The organism is Pantoea sp. MHSD4, assembly GCF_021043305.1.
In the GTDB taxonomy this organism is placed as follows: Bacteria; Pseudomonadota; Gammaproteobacteria; order Enterobacterales; family Enterobacteriaceae; genus Pantoea; species Pantoea eucalypti.
Genome location: NZ_JAJNDH010000008.1, coordinates 97,701 through 116,416, shown reverse-complemented (window position 1 = coordinate 116,416; position 18,716 = coordinate 97,701). Strand labels below are relative to the sequence as shown.

At 55.9% G+C, this 18,716-nt stretch carries 20 protein-coding genes and 1 other RNA gene; 15 read left to right on the top strand and 6 right to left on the bottom strand.

The genetic code is table 11. The features are described from left to right. Positions 1-48: 48 nt before the first annotated feature. The 3 genes from LQK91_RS19990 to uxaC are packed head-to-tail and all read right to left on the bottom strand — an operon-like array spanning position 49 to position 4,410. Complete coding sequence (locus tag LQK91_RS19990) at positions 49-1,539, bottom strand: UxaA family hydrolase (RefSeq protein WP_105100039.1); 1,491 nt, start codon at positions 1,537-1,539, stop codon at positions 49-51. Positions 1,540-1,543: 4 nt separating this feature from the next. Further along, positions 1,544-2,992, bottom strand: a complete 1,449-nt coding sequence (locus LQK91_RS19985; protein WP_105100055.1) for a tagaturonate reductase — start codon at positions 2,990-2,992, stop codon at positions 1,544-1,546. A 2-nt stretch (positions 2,993-2,994) separates the two neighbouring features. Then, positions 2,995-4,410, bottom strand: a complete 1,416-nt coding sequence (gene uxaC / locus LQK91_RS19980) for a glucuronate isomerase (protein WP_105100038.1) — start codon at positions 4,408-4,410, stop codon at positions 2,995-2,997. A gap of 399 nt (positions 4,411-4,809) precedes the next feature. Between uxaC and LQK91_RS19975 the strand changes: the two genes are divergently transcribed. From LQK91_RS19975 to LQK91_RS19930, 10 genes are all read left to right on the top strand, one after another. Next, entirely contained in the window at positions 4,810-6,114 is a 1,305-nt protein-coding gene (locus tag LQK91_RS19975; RefSeq protein WP_003850215.1) for an MFS transporter, read from the top strand. 86 nt (positions 6,115-6,200) lie between these two features. Further along, positions 6,201-6,977, top strand: coding sequence for a transcriptional regulator ExuR (gene exuR / locus LQK91_RS19970; protein WP_003850218.1), 777 nt, complete (start codon positions 6,201-6,203; stop codon positions 6,975-6,977). 323 nt (positions 6,978-7,300) lie between these two features. Continuing rightward, positions 7,301-7,975, top strand: coding sequence for a DedA family protein (locus LQK91_RS19965; RefSeq protein WP_003850219.1), 675 nt, complete (start codon positions 7,301-7,303; stop codon positions 7,973-7,975). Then, the gene (gene mzrA / locus LQK91_RS19960; protein ID WP_003850221.1) at positions 7,975-8,322 is read left to right on the top strand and encodes an EnvZ/OmpR regulon moderator MzrA; all 348 of its coding nucleotides are present in this window, start codon (positions 7,975-7,977) and stop codon (positions 8,320-8,322) included. The genes LQK91_RS19965 and mzrA overlap by 1 nt, the downstream gene beginning before the upstream one ends. Positions 8,323-8,511: 189 nt before the next feature. After that, the gene (locus tag LQK91_RS19955) at positions 8,512-8,886 is read left to right on the top strand and encodes a DUF1090 domain-containing protein (protein WP_033743157.1); all 375 of its coding nucleotides are present in this window, start codon (positions 8,512-8,514) and stop codon (positions 8,884-8,886) included. A gap of 35 nt (positions 8,887-8,921) precedes the next feature. Then, complete coding sequence (locus tag LQK91_RS19950) at positions 8,922-9,227, top strand: DUF883 family protein (protein WP_003850224.1); 306 nt, start codon at positions 8,922-8,924, stop codon at positions 9,225-9,227. Between the two features lie 2 nt (positions 9,228-9,229). Beyond that, positions 9,230-9,625 carry a phage holin family protein gene (locus tag LQK91_RS19945; protein ID WP_003850226.1) on the top strand — a complete coding sequence of 132 codons (396 nt, stop codon included), beginning with the start codon at positions 9,230-9,232 and terminating at the stop codon, positions 9,623-9,625. Beyond that, positions 9,625-9,909, top strand: a complete 285-nt coding sequence (locus LQK91_RS19940) for a YqjK-like family protein (RefSeq protein ID WP_033733988.1) — start codon at positions 9,625-9,627, stop codon at positions 9,907-9,909. Before LQK91_RS19945 ends, LQK91_RS19940 begins: the two co-directional genes overlap by 1 nt. Before the next feature lie 202 nt (positions 9,910-10,111). Then, a complete protein-coding gene (locus LQK91_RS19935; RefSeq protein ID WP_008925770.1) occupies positions 10,112-10,507 on the top strand; it encodes a DoxX family protein in 396 nt (131 codons plus the stop codon). A gap of 91 nt (positions 10,508-10,598) precedes the next feature. Beyond that, positions 10,599-11,573, top strand: coding sequence for a glutathione S-transferase family protein (locus LQK91_RS19930; protein ID WP_039659403.1), 975 nt, complete (start codon positions 10,599-10,601; stop codon positions 11,571-11,573). A gap of 422 nt (positions 11,574-11,995) precedes the next feature. Here LQK91_RS19930 and rnpB read toward each other — a convergent pair. Next, an RNA gene (rnpB, locus tag LQK91_RS19925) (RNase P RNA component class A) lies at positions 11,996-12,374 on the bottom strand. 33 nt (positions 12,375-12,407) lie between these two features. Then, positions 12,408-13,274: a 16S rRNA (cytidine(1402)-2'-O)-methyltransferase gene (gene rsmI, locus LQK91_RS19920; protein WP_039659404.1), complete on the bottom strand. Its 867-nt coding sequence runs from the start codon at positions 13,272-13,274 to the stop codon at positions 12,408-12,410. A gap of 62 nt (positions 13,275-13,336) precedes the next feature. Between rsmI and LQK91_RS19915 the strand changes: the two genes are divergently transcribed. The 4 genes from LQK91_RS19915 to dolP are packed head-to-tail and all read left to right on the top strand — an operon-like array spanning position 13,337 to position 16,927. After that, positions 13,337-15,385 (top strand): penicillin-binding protein activator, encoded by a 2,049-nt coding sequence (locus LQK91_RS19915; protein ID WP_039659407.1) that lies wholly within the window; start codon positions 13,337-13,339, stop codon positions 15,383-15,385. Next, complete coding sequence (locus LQK91_RS19910) at positions 15,343-15,738, top strand: YraN family protein (RefSeq protein ID WP_003855539.1); 396 nt, start codon at positions 15,343-15,345, stop codon at positions 15,736-15,738. The genes LQK91_RS19915 and LQK91_RS19910 overlap by 43 nt, the downstream gene beginning before the upstream one ends. 14 nt (positions 15,739-15,752) lie before the next feature. After that, positions 15,753-16,340: a DnaA initiator-associating protein DiaA gene (diaA, locus tag LQK91_RS19905; RefSeq protein ID WP_003855538.1), complete on the top strand. Its 588-nt coding sequence runs from the start codon at positions 15,753-15,755 to the stop codon at positions 16,338-16,340. Between the two features lie 14 nt (positions 16,341-16,354). Further along, positions 16,355-16,927 carry a division/outer membrane stress-associated lipid-binding lipoprotein gene (gene dolP, locus LQK91_RS19900; protein ID WP_008925774.1) on the top strand — a complete coding sequence of 191 codons (573 nt, stop codon included), beginning with the start codon at positions 16,355-16,357 and terminating at the stop codon, positions 16,925-16,927. A 52-nt stretch (positions 16,928-16,979) separates the two neighbouring features. Here the strand turns inward: dolP and LQK91_RS19895 are convergent, their stop codons facing one another. Continuing rightward, complete coding sequence (locus LQK91_RS19895; RefSeq protein ID WP_003855536.1) at positions 16,980-17,684, bottom strand: pirin family protein; 705 nt, start codon at positions 17,682-17,684, stop codon at positions 16,980-16,982. 129 nt (positions 17,685-17,813) lie between these two features. Between LQK91_RS19895 and LQK91_RS19890 the strand changes: the two genes are divergently transcribed. Next, positions 17,814-18,713: a LysR family transcriptional regulator gene (locus tag LQK91_RS19890; RefSeq protein WP_003855535.1), complete on the top strand. Its 900-nt coding sequence runs from the start codon at positions 17,814-17,816 to the stop codon at positions 18,711-18,713. Positions 18,714-18,716: the final 3 nt, after the last annotated feature.

Genomic DNA, 18,716 nt, shown 5'->3' with positions numbered 1-18,716 from the left:
TTAACCGACGGTAATGACGACCTCAAGGCCGCCATTTCGTCCGGCAGACTATAACGTCACACCACTTTTGAAAATCGCCAGCTCGCGGAAGTCGTTCTTCTCGTTGTTGGTCGGCTGACCGCTGGCAATCGCCACAATGCTGTCGACAAAATCTTCCAGCAGCGCATCCATGCTCATGCCCTCGATCAATCGTCCGGCATTAAAGTCGATCCAGTGCGGTTTCTTCTCCGCCAGCGGCGTGTTGGTCGCCAGCTTCACTGTTGGCACAAAACCGCCATATGGCGTGCCGCGTCCGGTACTGAACAGCACCATGTGGCAACCGGCTCCTGCCAGCGCACTGGTAGCGACCGCATCATTGCCCGGCGCACTCAGCAGATTGAGACCAGGCGTTTTTAACCGCTCGCCATACTTCAGCACATCGACGACCTGGCTCTGCCCCGCTTTCTGAGTACAGCCCAGTGACTTCTCTTCCAGCGTGGTGATGCCGCCTGCTTTATTGCCCGGCGACGGATTCTCGTAGATGGGCTGCTGGTGATCGATAAAGTACTGCTTGAAGTCATTGATCATGGCTACTGTTTTGCCGAAGGTCTCTTCGTCGCGACAGCGACTCATCAGAATCCGCTCTGCGCCAAACATTTCTGGCACTTCAGTCAGCACGGTCGTGCCGCCATTAGCGATCATCTGGTCCGAGAAACGCCCCAGTAACGGGTTGGCCGTGATGCCAGACAAACCGTCCGAACCGCCGCACTCCAGACCAAACTTCAGCTCGCTGAGTTTGCCTGGTTCACGCCGGTCATGCCGCATTTTTTCATACAAGGCATGCAGGCGCTCCAGCCCGGCTTCAACCTCATCATCATGCTGCTGGCACACCATAAATTCGACCCGGTCGCTTTCAAACGCGCCGAGGGTCTCACGGAAAACATCGACCTGATTGTTTTCACAACCGAGACCAATCACCAGCACCGCACCCGCATTAGGGTGGCGCACCATATTCTGCAGCATGGTGCGGGTATTTTCGTGGTCCTGCCCCAGTTGCGAACAGCCGAAGGTGTGGCTGAACAGGAATGCGCCATCGATTCCTTCGGCCTCCTGTGTCTCTTTCAGGAAACGCTGCAGGATCTGACGCGCAATGCCGTTTACACAGCCGACGGTCGGCAGGATCCACAGCTCATTGCGGATGCCGACTTCGCCGTTAGCACGACGGTAGATCTGAACCTCACGGTCACCCGGCTGCGGCGGTAAGTTCACGAACTCAGGCTGATACGCATACTCATCCAGATCGCTGAGATTGGTGCGAGCGTTCTGCGAATGGATTAACACACCGGCGGCCACAGGCTGGGTGGCATGGGCAATCGGCAACCCATACTTGATCACCAGCTCATCCTGGGCGATAGGCTGCAGGGCAAATTTATGCCCGCGCCCGACCGCCTGTTGCACCGACACACTCAGTGGTGGCAGCTCTATGGTGGCGCCCGCCTCTAAGTCACGTAACGCCACGGCGACATTGTCGCGGGGATCAATTTTAATTGCGTCTTGCATAGCGTTATCTCAGTTGGCTCAGCGCCTCACGCATTCCGTGGGCGATGATATTTTGCAGGTGTTGGGTGACAACCGTAGCCAGTCCGGGCTGACGGGTTAAATCTTCGCCCCAGTGTTGCGCGTCGCTAAGCACGCCGTGCACCAGCTGTTGCGGTGACAGCTGATCCGCATCAAGTGCTTTCCAGGCGTCGGCGTAGTGCTGTAACCACTGCGGCTCATCCTGTAATGGCCAGCTTTTACCGGCTGACTCGCCGCGATAAAAGGCGATCAGCGCCGCCAGCGCAAAAGTGATGTGTGTCGGCCATTTGCCCGTTTGCTGATGCGCGGCAAGCAGTGGCGTCAACAGACGGGTGCGGAACTTGGTCATGCCATTAAGCGCAATCGACAGCAGCGCATGGCGAATGAACGGATTGCGGAAGCGGCGTTGTACCGCATCAGCAAAGGCGTGCAGTTCATCGGCTGGCAGATCCAGCGTCGGGATCACTTCATGACGCAGCAGGTTATCCACAAATCCGGCAATCGCCGGATCGGCCATCGCCTCCCCGACACTTTCAAGACCGGCCAGAAACGCCACCGGCACCATCGCGGTATGTGCGCCATTGAGGATCGCCACTTTCTGCGCTTTATAGGGCGCAATGTCATCCACATGACGCACCTGTGGCGACAGCGCCGCCAGTTTCAGTTCACTGAACAGCGCCGACGGCCCCTGAATCACAAACTGGTAGTAGACTTCGCCCGCCACCAGATAGCGATCTTCATAACCCAGTTCACGTTGCAACTGCTCGCTTTCCGCCGGAAAGCCGGTAACGATGCGGTCAACCAGGGTGTTATAGAAAGCACAGTGCTCATGAACCCAGGTTTTAAATTCGGATGGCAGATGCCAGTGATCGGCGTAACGCAGCACCAGATCGCGCAACGCGTCGCCGTTATGGTCAATCAGCTCACACGGCACCACCAGCCAGCCACGATCGCTGGCGCCATTGAAATGGGAATAGCGCGCCCACAGCAGCTGCGTCAGTTTGCCGGGGAAGCTGCTGGCGGGCTGATCGGTGAGCTGATCCGTGCCAACAAAGGCGATGCCCGCCTCAGTGGTGTTGGAGAAAACCATGCGCAGGTCGGGATTCCGGGCCAGCGCCAAAAATTCACCAAACTGCTGCCAGGGCTGGATCTCACGGTTGAGGCTGCGGATCAGCCGGGTTTCACTGACCTGCTCGCCCTGATCGTTGAGTCCGCGGATCAGCGTGGTGTAGAGGCCATCCTGCTGATTGAGGCTGTCGCTGACTTCACGGTTGCGCGGCCGCACCACCACAATTCCGGCATCGGTGCCCTGATGTTCATTCAGCCAGTCAATCTGCCAGTCAATAAAGGCGCGCAGGAAGTTACCTTCGCCGAACTGAATGACCCGGTCGCGATAGCGTGCGCCCGGGAAGTCGTGGCGGTTTAGCCTTTTCATCATCAGGCTCCCAGCTCGATGCCGAAGTAATCGCGGGCATTGTTGAAGCAGATGTTCTGAACCATCTGGCCTAACAGCGCTTCATCGGCTGGCGCTTCACCCTGCTCTACCCAGCGGCCAATCATCTGGCACAGCAACCGGCGGAAATATTCGTGGCGGGTGTAAGAGAGGAAGCTGCGGCTGTCGGTCAGCATCCCGACGAAGCGGCTCAGCAGGCCAATCTGCGCCAGCTGGGTCATCTGACGCTGCATACCGTCCAGCTGGTCATTGAACCACCAGGCGGAACCAAACTGCATTTTCCCCGCCTGACCTTCACCCTGGAAGTTGCCTGCCATCGTCGCCAGTACTTCGTTATCGCGCGGATTCAGGCAATAGAGGATGGTTTTCGGCAGCGCATTATTAAGGTTCTGTGCGCCCAGCAGGCGGGCCAGCGGTTCAGCCAGCGGCTGGTCGTTAATGGAGTCAAAGCCCACATCCGGCCCCAGCAACTGGTACTGGCGTGGGTTGGTATTGCGCAGTGCGCCAATGTGATACTGCTGTACCCAGCCACGGCGGGCATATTCGCTGCCCAGCCAGACCAGTACCGCCGTTTTGAACTGCGCCGTTTCGTGCGGATTCGGTGCTGTACCGCTGCGACGGCGCGCCAGAATCACATCCAGCGTGGCGTCGTCCGCCTCGGCATAACAGACCACATCCAGCGCGTGATCCGAGACTTTACAGCCATGCGCCGCAAAGTGATCCAGCCGCTGATACAGTGCGCTGCGCAGATCGTCAAAACGCTGCACGCTGATGTCGGTCAGTTGTTCCAGCGTCTCAATCCACGGCAGGAAGGTGTCGGCTTCGATATTAAAGGCTTTGTCCGGACGCCAGCTCGGCAGCACTTTAACGCTGAAACTGGTGTCGTCTGCCAGCGCGCGGTGATGGCGCAGGTCATCCAGCGGATCGTCTGTGGTGCCGACCATCTTCACCTTCATCTGCTGCATGATGCCTCGCGTGGTAAAGCTATCCTGCGCCAGCAGTTCATTGCAGCGATGCCAGATATTGTCGGCGGTTTTCTCAGAAAGCAGCGTGTCGGTAATGCCGAAAGGCCGGCGTAATTCCAGGTGGGTCCAGTGATAGAGCGGGTTGCCGATGGTGTGCGGCACGGTACGCGCCCAGGCGTCAAACTTTTCACGATCGCTGGCGTTGCCGGTACAGAACGCCTCAGCCACACCGTTGGCGCGCATTGCCCGCCACTTGTAGTGATCGCCCTTCAGCCAGATGTCATAAAGATTGGCAAAGCGATAATTTTCGGCAATCTGCTGCGGCGGTAAGTGGCAGTGATAGTCGAAAATCGGCTGATCCTTCGCGTAGTCGTGATAGAGACGGCGGGCGAATTCACTATCCAGCAAAAAATCCTCGGTCATGAAACGTGACATACATGCTTCCTCATCTACTGAACCACTGATGGCCCAAAGTTATCATACCAATTTTAGTCCGTTACGGATTTATTTGCGATCCTGCTCACATAAACGGCGATGTCTGGCTACCGTTATGGACATTTTTGTCGCCCGCAGCGCGCTAAATGGCTGTCATTACGCAGGTTTCCAGTATCCCACAGTGCAGAAAGGGTTTTTGTGATGGCTCTCAACTTTTAAAGTTGTATAACAAGTTAGGCTCTCGTCCTATCGTGAGGTCGTTAGCGGCCCACAAATGGCAAGGTAAGAACAGGGTTGCTCAGACAGAACCTGCGGGCGTGAGCAAAGCTGCATCACGGGCTGTCCCGCTCCAGATAACAACAGCGGCAAGACCGCATACAGAACTGGAAGAGGTAGAGGATGCGTAAGATTAAAGGGTTACGCTGGTACATGATTGGACTGGTGACGATCGGTACGGTATTAGGGTATCTGACCCGTAATACCATCGCCGTGGCGGCCCCGACATTGATGACAGAGCTGCATATCACTACGCAGCAGTATTCATACATCATTGCGGCCTATTCAGCCTGCTATACGCTGATGCAACCGGTGGCGGGTTATGTGCTGGATCTGCTGGGCACCAAAGTCGGCTACGCCGTGTTTGCTGTGCTGTGGGCAATCTTCTGTGCCGCCACGGCGATGGCAGGCAGCTGGGGCGGCCTTGCTCTGGCGCGTGGTGCCGTCGGTGCGGCTGAAGCGGCGATGATCCCGGCGGGTCTCAAAGCGAGTAGTGAGTGGTTCCCGGCCAAAGAGCGTTCGGTCGCGGTAGGCTACTTTAACGTCGGTTCATCTATCGGTGCGATGCTGGCTCCGCCGCTGGTGGTCTGGGCAATCGTGGCACACAGCTGGCAGATGGCCTTTATCATGACCGGTGTGCTGAGCATGGTCTGGGCACTCTGCTGGCTGGTGTTTTACAAACATCCGAAACAGCAGAAGAAGCTGAGTGATGAAGAGCGCGACTACATTATCTCCGGTCAGGAAGCACAGCATCAGACCGGCAACACCCGCAAAATGTCGGCGCTGCAGATTATCCGTAACCGCCAGTTCTGGGGCATTGCTCTGCCGCGTTTTCTGGCAGAACCGGCGTGGGGAACCTTCAACGCCTGGATTCCGCTGTTTATGTTTAAGGTGTACGGCTTCAATCTGAAAGAGATTGCGATGTTCGCCTGGATGCCGATGCTGTTCGCGGACTTCGGCTGCATCCTGGGCGGCTATCTGCCGCCGCTGTTTCAGCGCTGGTTCGGCGTTAACCTGATCGTTTCCCGTAAAATGGTGGTGACGATGGGTGCGCTGTTAATGATTGCGCCAGGCACCATTGGCCTGTTCACCAGCCCTTACGTCGCCATTGGTCTGCTGTGCGTCGGCGGCTTTGCGCATCAGGCCCTTTCAGGTGCGCTCATTACCCTGTCGTCAGACGTTTTCGGCCGTAATGAAGTCGCGACGGCTAACGGCCTGACCGGCATGGCAGCCTGGACCGCCAGCACGATGTTTGCGCTGGTCGTGGGTGCCCTGGCCGATACGCTGGGCTTCAGCCCGCTGTTTGCTGCCCTGGCGGTGTTCGATCTGCTGGGTGCCGCAGTGATCTGGACAGTCCTGAAAAATAAACCGATTTCAGAGCTGGAAGCGGAAACGGTGATTCCACCAGCCAGCGCCGTTCACAATTGATTTGCCGGGCTGGCGCGAGCCAGCCCATTTCCTCGCACCGCCTGAAGTGGTATAACAACTTATCTGTCTGCTACCAGGATTGTGCTATGGACCTCACTGAATCTCGTCGACTCTACCAACAGCTTGCCAGCGAGCTCAAAAGCCGCATTGAAACCGGAATCTATCCGGTGGGCGACAAACTGCCTGCTGAACGCCTGATTGCCGAAGAGATGGAAGTGAGCCGCACCGTTGTCCGTGAAGCGATCATCATGCTGGAAGTAGAAGGCTATGTTGAGGTCCGTAAAGGATCGGGTATTCACGTCATTGCCAGCCAGCAGCAGAATCGCATCGCCCCCACCAGCAGCCAGCTGGAATTTGCCACCTTTGGCCCGTTTGAGCTACTGCAGGCGCGCCAGCTCATTGAAAGTAACGTGGCCGAGTTCGCAGCCACCCAGGTCACGCGTCAGGACATTATCGACCTGATGGCGATTCAGGAAAAAGCCCGCCAGGAGGATCACTTCCGTGATTCCGAGTGGGACATGCAGTTTCATGTGCGCATCGCACAATCCACCCAGAACAGTGCTTTAGCCGCCATCGTTGAAAAAATGTGGCTGCACCGCCTGCACAATCCCTACTGGCTCAAACTTCATGAACATATCGACCAGCGCAGCATTCTCAGCTGGTGCGACGACCACGATCAGATTCTCAAAGCGCTGATGCGTAAAGATCCCGCCGCCAGCAAACTGGCGATGTGGCAACATCTGGAAAATACTAAACAGATGCTGTTTAACGCGACGGCGGATGATTTTGAATTTAATGTGGATCGTTACATGTTCGGTGAGAATCCGGTCATCCTGCCTGATGGGTCCAATAACGCCCGCTAAAAGCGCCTGAAAACAGCCTGAGATGGTCAGTTAATCTGCAATAGTGTCAGGTCATGTAAAGCTCCTTTTTACAGGGCGTTTCACAAGGTAAAACTCCTGTTCGCAAGAGAGTTTTACTGTCTCAGACAGGCGATTTTTGTTACAGTTATCGCCCTTTTATTACCCTTTGCGACAAGGGTTTATAAAGTTGCTGATTTAACAATCGATTCTGGAAGGATCCGGAAAATCCCGCCCAGGCTGCGCGCCTAAAATTTATAACGAAATGCCGGTCTGCGTTTAAGTCCCTGTGGGACATGTTTAACAATGATGTTCAGGAATGATTGATGGATATTTTGCAAGCGTTGCTGCATGCCCTGTGGCAACAGGACTATGAAACTCTCTCCGATCCCACGCTGGTATGGGCCATTTACGGCGTGTTGTTCATGATTTTATTCTTAGAAAATGGCCTTCTTCCTGCCGCATTCCTGCCAGGTGACAGTCTGCTGATTCTGGTCGGCGTACTGATTGCCAAAGGCACCATGAGTTTCCCTTTAACGATTCTGGTTCTGACGACCGGCGCCAGTCTGGGCTGCTGGGTGAGCTACATACAAGGCCGCTGGCTGGGTAATACGCCCACGGTTCAGAAATGGCTCTCTCATCTGCCAGCCCAATACCACCTGCGCGCGCACAGCATGTTTCACCGTCACGGCTTATCTGCCCTGCTGATTGGTCGCTTTATCGCCTTTGTCCGAACGCTGCTGCCCACCATTGCCGGGCTGTCAGGCCTCAGCAATGCCCGTTTTCAGTTCTTTAACTGGGTCAGTGCATTCCTGTGGGTGGTAATTTTGACCGTAATCGGCTTCGCGCTGGGAAAAACCCCGATTTTCCGTCGTTACGAAGATGAGATGATGTTTTTCCTGATGATGCTGCCACTGGCGCTGCTGGTATTTGGCCTGGTGGGATCGCTGGTGGTGTTATGGCGTAAACGACAGGCGAATCAAAACGGGAAAGCCGAGTAATGAAACTGCTGCAGGCTATTCCTAAACGGTGGTTACCGTGGTTGATTGCTGGCGCGTTTGCGCTGGTCGCGCTCTGTGCGATCCCACCTTTGATGAAGCACGAGACAGTGGTGCAGATTCGGGTTTCTCATGCAGGTGCAACGCTGCCAGATGGTTTTTATCTCTATCAGCAATTAAGCGCACAAGGTATTCGTATCAAAAGCATAACGCCCGCGGGTGATGCGCTGATCATTCATTTTGACAGCGAAGAACAGAGTCTGGCAGCACAGAAGGTGTTGCGCCGCCTGTTGCCACAAGGCTTTATTGTGGCGCAGCACGATCACTCTCAGCACCTTTCGCTGGCGTAATCCCCCTCTCCCTCTTTTTCAGACCGTTGCCGCATGCCGCGACGGTCTGAAAGCCGCTCTATCTCCCGGTCTTCTTTGAACTTTTTACTATCGGTGTCTATGCTTAAGCGAGAGTCGATTCTTAGCACCCGCAGGCACAAGATCGCGCAGGTGATGAGGAGTCAGGTCGCAATGGAAGGTTCAGGACCGATGAAATATCAAGTATTGATGGGCATTGCTCTGTTTTCGCTATCGGGTTCGCTGCTGGCAGCAGAATCGCTGTGTGAGCAGAAAGAGCAGGATATTCAGCGTGAAATTGGGATGGCGCAAAAGCATAACAACCAGCGCCGGGTTAATGGTCTGGAGCGCGCGCTGACCGAAGTCCGGGCAGATTGCAGCGATAAAAAGCTTGAAGCCGCCCATCTGGAAAGAATTAACGCGCAAAAGCAGAAAGTTGCAGAGCGTGAGCACGCACTCAGGGAAGAGCGTGAAGAGGGCCATGACAGGGAAAAGATTGCTAAGCGACAACAAAAACTGGATGAAGCGCGCCGGGAACTGAAAAAGTTACAGGCGGAGCCCTATTAATTGGAATTAACCAACTGATGTTAAAGGAGTATTTTATGTCTAAAGACACATCATCGGAACATTTGCGTGCTGAACTGAAAAACCTCGCCGATACCCTGGAAGAAGTACTGAGCAGCAGTACTGAAAAATCCAAAGGTGAGCTGGATAAACTTCGCAGCAAAGCGCGTGATGCGCTGGACAGCTCACGTGAACGTCTGGGCGAATCAAGCGAGCGCATCGCTGCGACTACGCGTGAAGCGGCACAGAGAGCTGAAGGCTATGTGCGTGAAAATCCATGGCATGGTGTGGGCATCGGTGCAGCGATTGGCGTCGCACTGGGCATGCTCATTTCGCGTCGTTAACTATGGCTGACTCACAGCATAACCACGGCCCGGCTAAAGGGGTCATTAACATCGGCCAGCGTATTGTGACCACGCTGGTTGGCATGGTCGAGACGCGTGTTCGTCTGGCAGTGGTGGAACTGGAGCATGAGAAAGCTAACCTGATTCAGCTGCTGTTGATGGTTGGCCTGACCATGCTGTTCACTGCATTTGGTCTGATGAGCCTGATGGTTCTGATCATCTGGGCAGTAGATGCACAGTACCGTCTGATGGCCATTGGCATCACAACCGGCACACTGTTCCTGCTGGCGGTCATTCTGGGACTCTGGACACTTCACAAGTCGCGTCAGTCAACGCTGTTACGCCATACGCGTAAAGAGCTGGAAACTGATCGTAATTTGCTTGAGGAACAACGCTGATGAGCCGCCGCGAGCGTGAAGAACGCATCCATGAACTGCTTAAGCATGTGCAGCAGCAGCGGCTGGATTTAAGCGCTGCGCGGCGTGACTGGCTGGAAGGGACCGCCCATTACGATCGTGGCTGGTTTACTTTCCTCAGCTTACGTCGCTATCTGGCTATTGGCAGCAGCGCGCTGGCCGTCTACTCAATTCGTAGTCCCAGTAAGCTCTTACGCTGGGCCAAACGGGGATTCGGTGCCTGGAGTACCTGGCGCATGATTAAATCGGCTCTGCCACCGCGTTAATTTTGTTAATAGCCGGTCCTGAAAAGGCCGGCTTTTCTTCATCAGATTTTCTGAAAAACACAGACAGTATATCTCGCTTACAACCTTTCCACTCCGCGATTATCATCTCCAGCCATCAACCCAATGAACGCAGTAGTGCTTTCAGCGGGCATAAACCCTGCGGGCAGCTTGCCCTGCATTCCTGATAGCGCTGGAGTAGATGATGAAAAAATTCGAAGATGTCGGTTTATTAGTGGCTCGCATCCTGATGCCAATCCTGTTCATTACGGCCGGCTGGGGCAAGATCACCGGTTATGCAGGTACTCAGCAATATATGGAAGCGATGGGCGTCCCTGGCTTTATGCTGCCGCTGGTTATTCTGCTGGAGTTTGGCGGCGGTCTGGCCATTCTGTTTGGTTTCCTGACCCGTTTCACTGCCCTGTTCACTGCAGGCTTCACCATCCTGACCGCGTTTCTGTTTCACAGTAACTTTGCCGAAGGTGTGAATCAGTTGATGTTCATGAAAAACCTCTCTATCGCGGGTGGTTTCCTGGTGTTAGGTCTGGTGGGTCCAGGCGCATACAGCATTGATCGCCTGATCAGCAAAAGAAAATCATAGGCGATTGCGCGCTAATCTCACATAAAGCGTAATGCCACATATACTTAGCAGGGCGGGGACATTTCCCCGCCCTGCTTGCATTGGAGCCATTATGGGACAGTTAATTGACGGTGTCTGGCATGACACCTGGTACGATACTAAATCTACCGGCGGACGTTTCAAACGTTCAGAGTCGGCTTTTCGCAACTGGGTCACGGCGGACGGTAGCGCCGGCCCGGTGGGCAAAGCGGGATTTGCTGCTGAGCGCGATCGCTATCATCTTTATGTCTCGCTGGCCTGCCCCTGGGCGCACCGTACGCTACTGATGCGTCAGCTGAAGGGTCTGGATAGCATGATCGACGTCTCCGTGGTGCATCCGTTGATGCTGGAGAACGGCTGGACCTTCGATGACACCTTTCAGGATGCGACGGGCGATAAGCTCTATCAGAACGAGTTCCTTTATCAGCTCTATTTGCATGCTGACCCGCAGTACAGTGGCCGTGTAACCGTGCCGGTATTATGGGACAAGCAGCAGAACACCATCGTCAGCAATGAATCGGCTGATATCATCCGCATGTTCAACAGTGCGTTTGATGCGGTCGGTGCCCGTGCCGGTGACTACTATCCCGTTGCACTGCGCGAAAAGATTGATGAGCTGAATAGCTGGATCTACGACACGGTGAACAACGGCGTCTATAAATCGGGTTTTGCGACGTCGCAGTCCGCATACGATGAAGCTGTAACGGCGCTTTTCCACTCGCTGTCGCGGCTGGAGCAGATTCTGGGCCAGCATCGCTATCTTACCGGCGATCAGCTGACCGAAGCGGATCTGCGTTTGTGGACCACGCTGGTGCGCTTTGATCCCGTCTATGTGACTCACTTTAAGTGCGATCGCCACCGGATCAGTGATTACAGAAACCTGAGCGGTTTCCTGCGTGATATCTATCAGATGCCGGGCATTGCAGAGACAGTCAATCTGCCGCATATCCGTCATCACTATTACTGCAGTCACAAGACCATCAACCCGAACGGCGTGATTTCGCTTGGGCCAGCGTTTGACTGGGATGAACCGCACGGCCGCGGTTAAGCTGCATTCGTATAGCGCCACAAAGCAAAAACCCCGCCGAAGCGGGGTTTTTGGTAAAAAATCGACGCTGACCGGTAAGCCGCGTTCTTTTCATGGAGCGCATCGTGGACAGTCATTCATCGCTGCCTGCACATAGCCCGCAAAAGCAAAAACCCCGCCGGAGCGGGTTTTCTGGTAAAAAATCGACGCTGACCGTTAAGCCGCGTTCTTTTCATAGAGAGCGTCGTGGACAGTCATTCATCGCTGCCTGCACATAGCCCGCAAAAGCAAAAACCCCGCCGGAGCGGGGTTTCTGGTAAAAAGTCGACGCTGACCGTTAAGCCGCGTTCTTTTCATAGAGAGCGTCGTGGACAGTCATTCATCGCTGCCTGCACATAGCCCGCAAAAGCAAAAACCCCGCCGGAGCGGGGTTTCTGGTAAAAAGTCGAAGCTGACCGTTAAGCCGGGTTCTGTCGTGGACAGTCATTCATCTAGGCCAGCAATCGCTCACTGGCTCAAGCAGCCTACCCGGGTTCAGTACGGGCCGTACCTTGTGAACCCCTATTTGGCCTTGCTCCGGGTGGAGTTTACCGTGCCACGAACTGTTGCCAGTCGCGCGGTGCGCTCTTACCGCACCCTTTCACCCTTACCTGATCCCATTTCTGGGCCATCGGCGGTTTGCTCTCTGTTGCACTGGTCGTAGGCTTGCGCCTCCCAGGCGTTACCTGGCACCCTGCCCTATGGAGCCCGGACTTTCCTCCCCTCTGCCCGTCTCCCCACAAGTGAGGACGACGACAAAGCGGCGACTGTCTGGTCAGCTTCGGCGCGGGATAATAGGACATCCGAAGGCATTTGTCACGCCTCTTGCTGCTCCAGCGCATACTTATAGAGGGCATTCTTCTTCACGCTATGGATCTCAGCGGTCAGCGCAGCCGCGCGCTTCAACGGCAGCTCTTTTTGCAGCAGCGCCAGCGTACGCAGTGCATCAGCGGGTAACGCATCGTCATCATCGACTTTGTGCCCTTCGACAATCAGCACCATCTCGCCTTTACGACGATTCTCATCTTCTTTGACCCAGGCCAGCAGCTCGCCGACCGGCGCACCATAAATCGACTCCCAGGTTTTGGTCAGCTCACGAGCCAGCACGACGTAGCGCTCAGGCCCCAGCTCACTCACCATATCCTGCAGGCTGTCGATTAAACGATGGGTTGATTCATAGAAAATCAGCGTGCGTGGCTCCTGCACCAGTGCTCGCAGGGCATCGCAACGGCCTTTGGTTTTTGCGGGCAGAAACCCTTCGTAACAGAAACGATCGGATGGCAGTCCTGCGGCGCTCAATGCGGCAATGGCGGCACAGGCGCCCGGTAGCGGCACTACACGAATGCCCGCTTCACGGCAGCGGCGCACCAGATGGTAGCCCGGATCGTTAATCAGCGGCGTGCCAGCATCGGAAACTAAGGCTATGCTTTGACCCTCTTGCAGCTTCGTCAGCAGCAGCTCAGCCTTATGCTGCTCGTTGTGGTCATGAAGTGAGAAGAGTCGCGCATTGATGGCGAAATGTTGTAGCAACAGCCCGGTATGACGTGTATCTTCCGCAGCGACCAGATCGACGCTCGAAAGCACCGTCAGCGCCCGCTGGGTGATATCACCCAAATTACCAATCGGGGTTGGAACGATGTAGAGCGTGCTGGCAGAAATCTCTGCCCGATCGAGTTGTTTCATTGTTTCATCCGAATTGCCGATTTAATATTGAGCATCTTGAAAAAAACATCACTGGATACAGTATGCTTCCTTCAAAAGTCGTTCGTCATAAAGCAGGACGCTTTCTGCCTGTCATTCTTGCCGGGCTGATTTTAGCCGCATGTAGCGGTCAGGCGCCGCAAACCTCAACCGTCAATATTCAGGGGCCAGCCACCGCCAGCTCCGCTTACTATCTGCAGCAAGCGCAGCAAAGCAGCGATGATAGCAAGACCGACTGGCAATTACTCGCAATCCGCGCCCTGTTGAAGGAAGGAAAGTATCCCGAGGCCACTCAGCAACTGAGCCAGTTGCCGCAGCAGCTCTCTGAGACGCAGCAACAGGAATCTCTGCTGCTAAAAGCGCAGTTGTTGATTGCCCAGCAGAAATCCAAAGACGCTGAACCGCTGTTAGCAGCGGTAAAGACCAGCGCACTGTCGCAGGATCAGCTGGCGCGTTACTACAGCCTGCAAATTGCCAGCGCGCAGGGCCGCCCTTCACTCTCACTGCTGCGCAACTATATTGCTCAGGAACCGCTGCTGAAAGACGCCGATCATCAGACCAATATTGACGCTACCTGGCAGACCCTGACGCAGATGTCGCCACAGGAAGCCAGCAACCTGGTGATCAATGCCGACGAAAATGTGCTGCAGGGCTGGCTGGATCTGCTCGCGGTCTGGCGTGCTAATGCCCAGGATGCAGAAATGCTGAAGTCCGGCATCAAAGACTGGCAGACTCGCTATCCGCAGAACCCGGCGGCCAAAACGTTGCCGACGCAGCTGAGCCAGATGCAGAACTACACCAAAGCCTCTACCAGCATCATCGCGCTGCTGCTGCCGCTGAATGGCCAGGCACAGGTGTTCGCGAATGCCATCCAGAAAGGCTTTAACGACGCGAAGAACGGCGTATCCGCGCCGGTCGCACAGCCTGCGGCAGCAACTGCCCAGCCCGCCGCTGCGGATGCAACAGCCAGCGCGCAACCTGCCGCCGCTGCGGGATCGTCTGCCGATCCGATCAGCGCACCGCAGCAGTCGGCTACCACCACACCACAGCAACAGCAACAGCCTCAGTCACAGCCTCAATCTCAGCCTGCCGCCGCCGCACCGGCCAGCAACGCTCAGATCAAGGTCTATGACACCAGCAGCCAGCCGATTGAGCAGGTGATGCAGCAGGCACAGCAGGATGGCGCCACTATCGTGGTTGGCCCACTGCTGAAGAGCAACGTTGAGAAGGTCGCCAACAGCCAGACCCCCTTAAACGTGCTGGCGCTCAATGAGCCGGAAAAGATCCAGAACCATCCGAATATCTGCTACTTTGCGCTTTCTCCTGAAGACGAAGCACGCGATGCCGCGCACCATATCTGGGACCAGGGCAAACGTCAGCCGCTGCTGCTGGTTCCGCGCAGCGGCCTTGGCGATCGCGTGACAAACGCTTTTGCACAGGAGTGGCAGACGCTGGGTGGCAGCACCGTCATGCAGCAGCGCTTTGGCTCGACCGCTGAGCTGAAACAGGGCATTAACAGCGGCGCAGGCATCAGCCTGTCAGGTACGCCGGTCAATGCGGCACCTGCTGAGCCGCAGGGCGTTTCCATTGCGGGCCTGACCATTCCGGCACCGCAACAGAGCACGCCTGATGTGGTCAGCACCAGCAGCGGCGGTGGCATCGATGCGGTCTACATCGTCTCAACCCAGGATGAACTGCAGCTGATCAAACCGATGATCACCATGCGCACCGGCAGTCGCAGCAATATCTCGCTCTACGCCAGTTCGCGCAGCGCGCAGGCCGGCGCTGGCCCGGACTTCCGGTTAGAAATGGATGGCCTGCAGTTCAGCGATATTCCGCTGCTCTCCGGCAGCAATCCTGGCCTGATGCAGCAGACATCGAAGTCATTCAATAATGACTACTCGCTGGTACGCCTCTATGCCATGGGTATGGATGCCTGGACGCTGGCGAACCACTTTAACCAGATGCGCCAGTCACCTGGCTTCACGCTGGATGGCAATACCGGCAAGCTCAGCGCCGACACGGATTGTGTGATCAACAGGAAGTTGACATGGAACCAGTATCGCCGGGGCGAAATCGCACCGGCCAACTAAATCGCCGTCAGATTGGCGCCGGACATGAAGAAGATGCCCGGCGCTATCTGGAGCAGGCTGGCCTGATATGGGTCGCCAGTAATGTTCACTTTCGCAATGGTGAACTTGACCTGATTATGCGTGACGGGCACTGTTGGGTGTTTGTTGAAGTCCGCTACCGACGCGATGCGCGTTATGGTGGCGCGCTCGCCAGCGTAACCCGGAATAAACAACAAAAGCTGCTGCGCGCTGCCGCTCTCTGGCTGGCGCAACGCGGCGGCAGTTTTGAAACAGTGAATTGCCGTTTCGACATCATCGCCATTACCGGCACGGCGCTCGAGTGGCTGCCGAATGCCTTTAATGCAGACGTTTAGAACCAGGTGGTCGTGTGCAGGAAAGAATTAAAGCGTGTTTTACCGAAAGTATTCAGACTCAGATTGCCGCAGCCGAGGCGTTGCCCGATGCCATCTCCCGCGCGGCCATGACGCTGGTGCAGTCGTTATTGAATGGCAATAAAATCCTGAGCTGTGGCAACGGTGCCTCATCCGCCAATGCCCAGCACTTCGCCGCCAGCATGATCAATCGTTTCGAGACCGAACGCCCCAGCTTACCGGCGCTGGCGTTAAGTGCCGACAACGTGATGCTGACCGCGATTGGGAATGATCGTCTGCACGATGAGATCTATGCCAAGCAGGTACGCGCGCTGGGACACGCAGGTGATGTGTTACTGGCCATCTCGACCCGTGGCAACACCCGTGACATCGTTAAGGCCGTAGAAGCAGCGGTGACACGCGATATGACTATCGTTGCGCTTACCGGGTATGATGGCGGAGAGCTCGCCGGACTGCTGGGTCCGCAGGATGTGGAAATCCGCATTCCGTCGCACCGCAGCGCCCGTATTCAGGAGATGCATATGCTCACCGTGAATTGCTTATGCGATCTGATCGATAACACTCTCTTTCCCCATCAGGAATGACTGAAGGAGCACGAATGAAAGCATTGAATGCTATAGCTATTCTGTTAACCGCCATGCTGCTGCAGGGCTGCGTGGCGGTCGTCGCTGGCGGCGCAGCTGTTGCCACCAAAACGGCCACGGATCCCCGCTCGGTGGGTACACAGGTTGATGACGGCACGCTGGAGCTACGCGTCACGAACGCGCTGGCAAAAGATCAGCAGATTAAAACCGATGCCCGCGTTGTCGCCACCGCCTATCAGGGCAAAGTGCTGCTGACCGGTCAGGCGCCTTCGCAGGAGATCGCCAATCGTGCCAAACAGATCACCATGGGCGTTGATGGCGCAACCGAGGTCTATAACGAGATCCGCATCGGCCAGAAAGTGACGCTGGGCACCACGTCGTCAGACACCTGGATTACCACCAAAATCCGCTCGCAGCTGTTGGGCAGCGATCAGGTGAAATCCTCCAACGTGAAGGTGACGACGGAGAATGGCGAAGTGTTCCTGCTGGGTCTGGTGACACAACAGGAAGCGCAGGCCGCGGCTGATGTCGCCAGCCGCGTCAGTGGCGTGAAACACGTCACCACCGCCTTTACCATGCTGAAGTAACACGCTAAAACGCAAAAAGGCGGCTATGGCCGCCTTTTTTATTGCCCGATTTTCAGACCGGAATATCGATGACCAGCGCGCGGGTCGCGGTTTTCGCCTTCAGCTGCAACAGCTTCTCTTCCTGCAAAAACGCACCATCGCCACAGCCCAGCTTTTCCTGATGATCCGTGCCGGACATCGCCTCCAGCGAACCATGAATTGACTGCAGATAGGCGCGTGGCCCCTGTATCCGCAGCGAGTGCTGTTCGCCCGGCGCCAGCTCAACCTGATGAATCCACACCTGCTGACGCAACTGCAGACTGTCATCTATCCCATCCGGCGAGGCGATCAGCTGAGACAACCGGCCTTCCGTCAGGGCAATCTTTTGCATCCGCGGATTTTCGCGCTCAGGACAGGCTGACAGCCATAGCTGCATACGTGTCAGTGGACGATCTTTGCTCAGGTTAATTTCGGTGTAACTTACCCCCTGCTGGGCAGAGAGCAGCAGCGCCTCTCCTTCCCGCACGCTGATGGTGTTGCCTTCGCTGTCGCGGTATTCAGCTTCACCCTGCAGCACGATGTTCAGCACATCGACCTGAGGATAGGTACGCGGCTGAAAAGCCGCACCCGGTGCCAGTACTTCCTGGTTCAGAACACGCAGCGATGCGTAGCCCATCAGTTTGGGATCAAAATAGTGGCCAAAAGAGAAACTGTAACGCCCCTGCAACCAGCCGAAATCGGCCTGACCACATGCGGACGCACTGCGTGTCGTTATCATTATTTACCTCCGGCATCCGGTGACGAGGATCGGCCACGGACTTTATGCACCCATGGTAAAAGTCTGGACGCCGGATTGTTAGCCAGTTAATCTGCCCGGCATGTTCAAATTTCCTGACAGAGAAACGGGATGGCCAAAGAGCGTGCGTTAACCCTTGAATCTTTACGCGTTATGGATGCGATTGATCGACGTGGCAGTTTTGCAGCAGCAGCAGATGAACTGGGGCGTGTCCCTTCAGCCCTCAGCTACACCATGCAAAAGCTGGAAGAGGAGCTGGATGTGGTGCTGTTTGACCGCTCCGGTCACCGCACTAAATTTACCAACGTGGGACGCATGCTGCTGGAGCGTGGCCGGGTACTGCTGGAAGCGGCCGATAAGCTCACCACCGATGCGGAAGCGCTGGCGCGTGGCTGGGAAACCCATCTGACCATCGTTACTGAAGCACTGGTGCCCATTGATGCACTGTTTCCGCTGGTGACAAAGCTGGCTGACAAAGCCAATACACAATTTTCGCTGGTTACCGAAGTATTGGCAGGCGCGTGGGAGCGGCTGGAACAGGGCCGTGCCGATATCGTGATCGCCCCCGATATGCACTTCCGTGCCTCCACCGAGATCAATACCCGTAAGCTCTACACCATGATGAGTGTTTACGTCGCCAGTGCTGACCACCCGATTCATAACGAGCCTGAACCTCAGTCTGAAGTGACGCGGGTGAAATACCGGGGCATTGCAGTGGCAGATACCGCGCGTGAGCGCCCGGTGCTGACCGTGCAGTTACTGGATAAACAGCAGCGCCTGACCGTAAGCAGCATGGATGATAAGCGCCGTGCCCTGCTGGCGGGGCTGGGTGTCGCAACCATGCCCTATTCACTGGTGGAGCAGGATATCGCGGAAGGCCGTCTGCGCGTGGTGAGTCCGGAATACACTCGCGAGGTTGATATTATTATGGCGTGGCGGCGCGACAGCATGGGCGAAGCCAAATCCTGGTGCCTGCGCGAGATCCCCCGCCTGCTGGCGAAGAAAAACTAAAAG